Source organism: Streptomyces sp. NPDC054840 (genome assembly GCF_053611065.1).
In genome coordinates, this window is record NZ_JBSGZP010000325.1 from 1 (window position 1) to 7,989 (window position 7,989).

General features: G+C 70.2%; 8 protein-coding genes and 3 tRNA genes. 8 read left to right on the plus strand and 3 right to left on the minus strand.

Annotated features, from left to right (window positions below; all coding sequences use genetic code 11):
• From purL to purS, 3 genes are all read right to left on the minus strand, one after another.
• Nucleotides 1-2,263: phosphoribosylformylglycinamidine synthase subunit PurL (purL, locus tag ACWGIU_RS22185; protein ID WP_453708338.1), on the minus strand; the 2,263-nt coding region annotated here is incomplete at its 3' end.
• Nucleotides 2,260-2,940 carry a phosphoribosylformylglycinamidine synthase subunit PurQ gene (gene purQ, locus ACWGIU_RS22190; RefSeq protein WP_453708340.1) on the minus strand — a complete coding sequence of 227 codons (681 nt, stop codon included), beginning with the start codon at nt 2,938-2,940 and terminating at the stop codon, nt 2,260-2,262. The genes purL and purQ, both read right to left, overlap by 4 nt.
• 2 nt (nt 2,941-2,942) lie before the next feature.
• Nucleotides 2,943-3,188 carry a phosphoribosylformylglycinamidine synthase subunit PurS gene (purS, locus tag ACWGIU_RS22195; RefSeq protein WP_042801325.1) on the minus strand — a complete coding sequence of 82 codons (246 nt, stop codon included), beginning with the start codon at nt 3,186-3,188 and terminating at the stop codon, nt 2,943-2,945.
• A 327-nt stretch (nt 3,189-3,515) separates the two neighbouring features.
• Here purS and ACWGIU_RS22200 point away from each other — a divergent pair, with 327 nt between their 5' ends.
• The 8 genes from ACWGIU_RS22200 (at nt 3,516) to ACWGIU_RS22235 (ending at nt 7,967) form a co-directional block, all read left to right on the plus strand.
• Nucleotides 3,516-3,833 (plus strand): histone-like nucleoid-structuring protein Lsr2, encoded by a 318-nt coding sequence (locus ACWGIU_RS22200; protein ID WP_453708342.1) that lies wholly within the window; start codon nt 3,516-3,518, stop codon nt 3,831-3,833.
• Between the two features lie 88 nt (nt 3,834-3,921).
• Nucleotides 3,922-3,993: transfer RNA gene (locus ACWGIU_RS22205), tRNA-Gly, on the plus strand.
• 74 nt (nt 3,994-4,067) lie between these two features.
• Nucleotides 4,068-4,140 (plus strand) — tRNA-Gly (locus ACWGIU_RS22210).
• 149 nt (nt 4,141-4,289) lie between these two features.
• Nucleotides 4,290-5,234 (plus strand): ABC transporter ATP-binding protein, encoded by a 945-nt coding sequence (locus tag ACWGIU_RS22215; protein ID WP_453708344.1) that lies wholly within the window; start codon nt 4,290-4,292, stop codon nt 5,232-5,234.
• Nucleotides 5,231-5,992, plus strand: a complete 762-nt coding sequence (locus tag ACWGIU_RS22220; protein WP_453708346.1) for an ABC transporter permease — start codon at nt 5,231-5,233, stop codon at nt 5,990-5,992. The genes ACWGIU_RS22215 and ACWGIU_RS22220 overlap by 4 nt, the downstream gene beginning before the upstream one ends.
• 22 nt (nt 5,993-6,014) lie before the next feature.
• Complete coding sequence (locus tag ACWGIU_RS22225; RefSeq protein ID WP_453708348.1) at nt 6,015-7,262, plus strand: sensor histidine kinase; 1,248 nt, start codon at nt 6,015-6,017, stop codon at nt 7,260-7,262.
• Nucleotides 7,259-7,870, plus strand: a complete 612-nt coding sequence (locus ACWGIU_RS22230; protein WP_453708350.1) for a response regulator — start codon at nt 7,259-7,261, stop codon at nt 7,868-7,870. The genes ACWGIU_RS22225 and ACWGIU_RS22230 overlap by 4 nt, the downstream gene beginning before the upstream one ends.
• Before the next feature lie 24 nt (nt 7,871-7,894).
• Nucleotides 7,895-7,967 (plus strand) — tRNA-Gly (locus ACWGIU_RS22235).
• Nucleotides 7,968-7,989: the final 22 nt, after the last annotated feature.

A 7,989-nucleotide genomic window follows, 5' to 3' on the forward strand; every position in this document is an offset into this window, starting at 1 on the left:
CGTTGATCTCATAGAGCGACTGGACCATCAGCCAGGTCGTCTCGTGGGCCTCGCGGAGCTCGGCCAGGGGGAGGGTGAACTCGCCCTGGACCTCGATCTCCTCGCCGTCCACCACACCGATGCGGGTGGCCGGCAGGCCGCGCGCACCGCACATGTCGGTGAAGCGGAGCTCCTCGCTGCGCGGGACGGCCACGACGGCGCGGCCCGCAGACTCGGAGAACAGGAAGGTGAAGGCGTCCAGGCCCTCGGGCACCACGATGCGGGCACCGTTCCCGCCGCGCAGGCAGGACTCGGTGAGCGCCTGGATCACGCCGCCGTCGGACAGGTCGTGCGCGGCGTCGATCATGCCGTCGCGCGAGGCGGAGATCAGGATCTCGCCGAGCAGCTTCTCGCGGCCCAGGTCCACCTTCGGCGGCATGCCGCCGAGGTGGTCGTGGATCACCTGCGACCAGGCCGAACCGCCGAACTCCTCGGCCGTGTCGCCCAGCAGGTACAGCAGCTGGCCGGCCTCCGAGAACGCCATCGGCGTACGGCGGTTGACGTCGTCGATCACACCGAGGACCGCCACGACCGGGGTCGGGTGGATGGCGATGTCGCCCGTCTGGTTGTAAAGGGAGACGTTGCCGCCGGTCACCGGGGTGCCCAGCTCAAGGCAGCCGTCCGCCAGACCGCGGCAGGCCTCGGCGAACTGCCACATGACGTCCGGGTCCTCGGGGGAACCGAAGTTCAGGCAGTCGGAGATGGCCAGCGGCTTGGCGCCGGTCGCCGCCACGTTGCGGTACGACTCCGCCAGCGCCAGCTGCGCGCCCGTGTACGGGTCGAGCTTGGCGAAGCGGCCGTTGCCGTCGGTGGCCATGGCCACGCCGAGGTTGGACTCCTCGTCGATACGGACCATGCCCGCGTCCTCGGGCTGCGAGAGGACGGTGTTGCCCTGGACGAAGCGGTCGTACTGGTCGGTGACCCACGACTTCGACGCCTGGTTCGGGGAGGAGACCAGCGCGAGGACCTGTGCGCGCAGCTCCTCGGAGGTCTGCGGGCGCGGCAGCTTGCCGGCGTCGTCCGCCTGCAGCGCGTCCTGCCAGGAGGGGCGCGCGTAGGGGCGGTTGTAGACCGGGCCCTCGTGGGCGACGGTGCCCGGGGGCACGTCCACGATCTGCTCGCCGTGCCAGAAGATCTCCAGGCGCTCGCCCTCGGTCACCTCACCGATGACGGTGGCGATGACGTCCCACTTCTCGCAGATCTCCATGAAGCGGTCGACGTGCTGCGGCTCGACGATCGCGCACATGCGCTCCTGCGACTCGCTCATGAGGATTTCCTCGGGCGAGAGCGTCGCGTCGCGCAGCGGCACGGTGTCCAGCTCGACCCGCATGCCGCCGGAACCGGCGGAGGCGAGCTCGGAGGTCGCGCAGGAGAGCCCGGCGCCGCCGAGGTCCTGGATGCCCGCGACCAGCTTCTCCTTGAAGATCTCCAGGGTGCACTCGATGAGGAGCTTCTCCTGGAAGGGGTCGCCGACCTGGACCGCGGGGCGCTTGGTGGGCTTGGTGTCGTCGAAGGTCTCGGACGCGAGGACCGAGACGCCGCCGATGCCGTCGCCGCCGGTGCGGGCGCCGTAGAGGATGACCTTGTTGCCGGGGCCGGAGGCCTTGGCGAGGTGGATGTCCTCGTGCTTCATCACGCCGATGCAGCCGGCGTTGACGAGCGGGTTGCCCTGGTAGCAGGCGTCGAAGACGACCTCGCCGCCGATGTTGGGCAGGCCCAGGCAGTTGCCGTAGCCGCCGATGCCCGCGACGACGCCGGGCAGGACGCGCCGGGTGTCGGGGTGGTCGGCGGCGCCGAAGCGCAGCGGGTCCACGACCGCGACCGGGCGGGCGCCCATCGCGAGGATGTCGCGGACGATGCCGCCGATGCCGGTGGCCGCGCCCTGGTAGGGCTCGATGTACGACGGGTGGTTGTGCGACTCGACCTTGAAGGTGACCGCGTAACCCTGGCCGACGTCGACGACGCCGGCGTTCTCGCCGATGCCGACGAGCATGGCGTCGTTCTGGGGGGCCTTCTCACCGAACTGCTTCAGGTGGACCTTGCTGCTCTTGTACGAGCAGTGCTCGGACCACATGACCGAGTACATGGCGAGTTCGGCGCCCGTGGGGCGGCGGCCGAGGATCTCCCGGATCCGGGCGTACTCGTCCTCCTTGAGGCCGAGCTCCTTCCACGGCTGGGAGGCGTCCGGGGTTTCGGTGGCGTTCTTGACGGTGTCGAGGCTCATGCGCTGACCAGCTTCTTCAGGACCGAGGTGAAGAACGGGAGACCGTCGGTGCGGCCCGTCCCGATCAGCGGCTCGACCGCGTGCTCGGGGTGCGGCATGAGGCCGACGACGTTCCCCGCGGCGTTGGTGATGCCGGCGATGTCGCGCAGCGAACCGTTCGGGTTGCCGTCCAGGTAGCGGAAGGCCACTCGGCCCTCGGCCTCCAGTTCGTCGAGCGTGCGCTCGTCGGCGGTGTACCGGCCGTCCATGTTCTTCAGCGGTACGGAGATCTCCTGGCCGGCGGTGTAGTCGCCGGTCCACGCGGTCTCCGCGTTCTCCACCTGCAGCTTCTGCTCGCGGCAGATGAAGTGCAGGTCGGTGTTCCGCAGCATGGCCCCCGGCAGCAGGTGGGCCTCGGTGAGGACCTGGAAGCCGTTGCAGATGCCCAGGACGGGCATGCCGCCCTTGGCCTGCTCGATGATGGTCTCCATCACCGGCGAGAAGCGGGAGATGGCCCCGGCGCGCAGGTAGTCCCCGTACGAGAAGCCGCCGGCGAGGACGACCGCGTCGACCTGGTGCAGGTCCTTGTCGCGGTGCCACAGCGAGACCGGCTCGGCCCCGGCGAGGCGGACGGCCCGCAGCGAGTCACGGTCGTCGAGCGTTCCGGGGAACGTGACGACTCCGATGCGAGTGGTCACCGTCAGGCCTCGACCTTCACGGTGAAGTCTTCGATGACGGTGTTGGCGAGGAACGTTTCGGCCATCTTGTGGATGCGGTCGAGGGCGGCCTGGTCGACCGGTCCCTCCACCTCGAGCTCGAAGCGCTTCCCCTGGCGGACGTCGGCGATCCCGTCGAAGCCCAGGCGCGGCAGTGCACGCTGCACCGCCTGGCCCTGGGGGTCGAGGATCTCCGGCTTGAGCATGACGTCGACTACGACGCGTGCCATCGGGCACTCCCGTGTGGTGGTTGGTGCGAAGGCGGTTCCATCAGCGTACCCGGCGGAAATTTCTACGCGGGTAGATATCCCCTGGCCGTGATCACCGCGCCGTTTCGGCTTCACCAACGCTTCGCAAAATCCGCCGGAAAACCACGCGCCCGGCATTGCGGCGGGACACGCGGAGAGAATTAACTGGGCTTCGCAATGCAATGGGAATCGAGGTACAAAGGAATCACTCCGGATTCCGGATGAAAGTTGCATTGCCCCGAAACATCCACACAGGCGACATCACCGCACGTCAGCAGGTGGTGACGTCGCACGAAGGGACCGATATCCGTGGCGCAGCGCGTAGTAGTCACGCTCTCCGACGACATCGATGGCGGAGAAGCGGTGGAAACGGTCGTGTTCGCTCTGGACGGAAAGTCCTACGAGATCGACCTCAATGTGGCGAACGCAAAGAAACTGCGGAAGGGCCTGGCCCCCTTCGTGGCCGCCGGCCGTCGCCAGTCGCGCTCGGGGAAGGTCTACAAGCACACCGCCGTCGCCCCCGACCCGGCGGTCGTCCGCGCCTGGGCCCGCTCGAACCAGTTCCAGGTGCCGCCGCGCGGCCGCATCCCGAAGAAGATCTACGAGGCCTACAACGCGGCCCACTGAGGGTCGATTTGCCATGCACCCCCATCCGTCGGCTAGTGTGTGGATCACGCCGAGGGGCCAGACCACAGGTCAAAGCCTCCGAGGTCGTGCGGGTGTAGTTCAGTAGCAGAACATCCCTCTTCCAGAGGGAAGGCGCAGTGTGCGATTCCTGTCACCCGCTCTGCATCACTTCCGGACCACTGCTGTGGATCGGGTAGAGTGATGCATGCATTGCCTCGCGGCAGTGCAGTGCTTGCGGACGTAGCTCAGTTGGTAGAGCACCACCTTGCCAAGGTGGATGTCGCGCGTTCGAGTCGCGTCGTCCGCTCTGTATGAAGAAGGCCCCGATCATTACGATCGGGGCCTTCTTCGTGTTTCTCCGACTTCGCCCCCCGATGCCTCGGCCCTGACAAATGTCATCGGGGGCGGTGACAGCGCACACTGCCGACCCGGCGCCGGCGCCGCGAGCCTTGGACCATGACAGACACCGTGATCGAAGCCGAGGGCCTGCGCCGCGGCTACGCCGAAGGATTCGAGGCCGTACGGGGCGTCTCCTTCTCCGTGGCCCGGGGGGAGATCTTCGCGCTGCTCGGCACCAACGGCGCGGGCAAGACCTCCACCGTCGAACTGCTGGAGGGACTGGCCGCGCCGAGCGAGGGCCGGGCGCGCGTCTTCGGGCTCGATCCGTACACGCGGCGGGCCGAGGTCCGCCCGCGCACCGGGGTCATGCTCCAAGAGGGCGGTTTCCCCTCCGACCTGACGGTGACCGAGACCGTCCGGATGTGGGGCGGCGTCACGAGCGGCGCCCGCCCGGTGGCGGAGGTGCTGGAACTGGTCGGCCTGTCCGGGCGGTCCTCCGTACGCGTCACCCAGCTGTCCGGCGGTGAGCGGCGGCGTCTGGACCTCGCGCTGGCCCTGCTCGGCCGACCCGAGGTGCTCTTCCTCGACGAACCGACCACCGGCATGGACCCGGAGGGGCGCCGGGACACCTGGGCGCTCGTCCGGGAGCTGCGCGAACAGGGCACCACGGTGCTGCTGACCACGCACTACCTGGAGGAGGCCGAGGAGCTCGCGGACCGCCTCGCCATCCTCCACGCGGGGGAACTCGTCCTCTCCGGCAGCCCGGCCGAGGTCACCGCCACCCGGCCGGCCCGGATCCGCTTCACGCTGCCGGCCGGGGTGCCCGCGGCCCGGCTCCCGCTGCCGCTGCGCGCGGCGGCCTACGGGCAGCGCGTGGAGATCCGTACCGAATGCCTCCAGGCCGACCTGGCCGAACTGCTGGACTGGGCCCGGGCGTGCGGCGTGGAACTGGCCGGGCTCGACGCCCGGTCCGCTTCCCTGGAGGAGGCCTTCCTGGAGATCGCGGAGAACCGCCGCACCACCGGCGGCCGCACCGAGGACACCCCGGCGGTGACCCGATGACTACGCTGACCCCGAACCCCGGCCGGCTCACCGCGCTCGGCCGCTCCGAGCTCACCCTGCTGGTGCGCAACCGGGCGGCGCTCAGCCTGGCCCTCCTGATGCCCCTGCTGATGGTGTTCGTCCTGCGCTCCTCGCTGGGCGGGGCCGAGGGCGCCGAGGCCCTGGGGGAGGCCACCCTGACCGGCGGGATCGGCATGGTGCTGGTCCTCGTCGTCCACATGAACCTGGTCTCCGCCTACGTCGCCCGGCGCGAGGAGCTCGTCCTCAAGCGGCTCCGTACCGGCGAGGCGACCGACCTGGAGATCCTCGCCGGCACCGCCCTGCCCGCCGCGATCCTGGCCTTCGGGCAGATCACCGTCCTCGCCGTGGCCGGGGCGGCCGCCCTGGACGTGCGCATGCCGCGGAACCCGTTGCTGCTCGTGGCGGCCGTCCTCGCGGGCATCGTGCTGCTGGCCGGGATGTCCGCGCTGACCAGCTCGTTCACCCGCACCGTGGAGACCGCGGGCCTCACCACGCTGCCGCTGTTCCTGGCGACCGCGCTCGGCTCGGGGCTGTTCGTCCCGGCCGACTCGCTGCCGGACCCGGCCGCCACGCTGTGCGCATTGCTGCCGCTGAGCGGGGTGATGACCCTCGTACGGGCCGGCTGGAGCGGCGCGGGCGACGCCGACCTGGTGGGAGCCGCCCTGGTCACGCTGGCCTGGACGGTCAACACCGTGTTTGCTGTTCAGCGGTGGTTCCGCTGGGAACCGCGCCGGTAGGGCGAGTTGGGGGACGGGGACCGTGTCGAACATGACGGGGTGGTGGAAGCGCCGCAGCAGTGCGGGGAAGATCGAGCTCTACACCAGGGGGTCGTTCCATCTCTTCGTCCTGCTCGAGGTCGTGTCGTTCGGGCTCATGCCCATAGCCGCCACCGCCCCCGGGAGGCCCTCGGTCCTGGTGCCTCTCGCGCTCCTCCTCATGGTGTGCGGCCATGCGGTGCTGTGCGGGGTGCTCACCTCCAAGGCGCTGCACTGGGTGCTGGGCCGGCGCGAACGCCCCACCCGGTTGGCGGTGGCGACGGCCGTCGCGACGTTCGCGTGCACCCTGGCCGTCCTCACGCTCCGGGCGACCGGGCACGTCTCCGATCCGGCCGTGGCGCCGACGCTCGTGGCGGGCCTGACCTGGTTCGCCTCCGGATCGCTGGTGCTGTGCCTGCGGTCGGTGAAGAAGATGCTGTACATCCCCACGGCTGCGGCGGCCACGACGGGACTGGCCGCACTCACCCTGGGCACGCCGGCCGCCACGGCGCTGGGGTACTGCGTGGGTGTCCTGCTGGGCAGCCTGTTCTTCGGTGCCACCTGCGGTTTCTCCGCATGGCTGCTGCGGACGGTCTACGAGCTGGACCACTCGCGCGAGGTCCAGGCGCGGCTCGCGGTGGCGGAGGAACGGCTGCGGTTCGGCCGTGACCTGCATGACGTGATGGGCCGCAACCTGGCGGTGATCGCGCTCAAGAGCGAGCTGGCGATACAGCTGGCCCGGCGCGAACGGCCGGAGGCGGTCGAGCAGATGATCGAGGTGCAGCGGATCGCCCAGGAGTCCCAGCGGGAGGTACGGGACGTGGTGCGGGGCTACCGGGAGGCGGACCTCTCGGTGGAACTGGAGGGCGCGCGCGGGGTGCTCAGCGCGGCCGGAATGGACTGCCACGTGGATTCCCTGGCCGGTCGGGCCACGGAGCTGCCCGCCGAGGTCCAGTCGGCCCTCGGCTGGGTGGTCCGCGAGGCCACGACGAACATCCTGCGGCACGGGGACGCGCACCGCTGCCTGATCCGGCTGACCGCCGCGGAGACGGGCTCCGTGACCCTGGTGGTGGAGAACGACGGGGCTCCCGAGACCCCGACCGGGCCGCCGGGCTCGGGGCTGGCCGGGCTGCGGGAACGACTCGCGGCCCTGGACGGGACGTTGCAGGCGGGGCTGGTCGGCGACGGCCGGTTCCGGCTGCTGGCGCAGGTCCCGGACCGACGACTGCAAGAACTGGAGGTGCGGGCGTGAGCCCCGTACGCGTACTGCTCGCCGATGACGAGCATCTGATCCGGGGCGCGTTGGCGGCGCTGCTCGCGCTGGAGGACGACCTGCTCGTCGTCGCTGAGGCGGCCTCGGGGCCCGAGGCACTGGCGATGGCGCGGGCCCACCGGCCGGACGTGGCGGTGCTGGACCTGCAGATGCCGGGGGCCGACGGTGTGAGTGTCGCCACATCGCTGCGGACCGAACTGCCCAGCTGCAAGATCATGATCGTGACCAGTCACGGCCGCCCCGGTCACCTGAAGAGGGCCCTTGCGGCGGGGGTGCGGGCCTTCGCCCCGAAGACCGTTTCGGCGCAGCGGCTGGCCGAGCTGATCCGGACCGTGTACGCCGGAGGCCGCTACGTGGACCCGGAGTTGGCGGCCGACGCCATCAGCGCGGGGGACTCCCCGCTGACCGCGCGGGAGGCGGAGGTACTCGAACTCGCGGCGGACGGGGCACCGATCGTGGAGATAGCCGAGCGGGCCTCGTTGTCGCAGGGAACGGTACGGAACTACCTGTCCTCGGCGGCGACGAAGCTGGGTGCGGAGAACCGGCACACGGCAGTGCGTCTCGCACGCGAGCGGGGTTGGGTATAGTAGTTCTCGCGTTACGGCGCACCTGCGGACATAGCTCAGTTGGTAGAGCACCACCTTGCCAAGGTGGATGTCGCGCGTTCGAGTCGCGTTGTCCGCTCTGTAACGAAGAAGCCCCCCGG

Excerpts from the sequence above, each read along its gene's own strand:
- purS (WP_042801325.1), bottom strand. The coding sequence starts at position 3,188 with ATGGCACGCGTCGTAGTCGACGTCATGCTCAAGCCGGAGATCCTCGAC.
- ACWGIU_RS22215 (WP_453708344.1), top strand. The coding sequence starts at position 4,290 with ATGACAGACACCGTGATCGAAGCCGAGGGCCTGCGCCGCGGCTACGCC.
- ACWGIU_RS22220 (WP_453708346.1), top strand. The coding sequence starts at position 5,231 with ATGACTACGCTGACCCCGAACCCCGGCCGGCTCACCGCGCTCGGCCGC.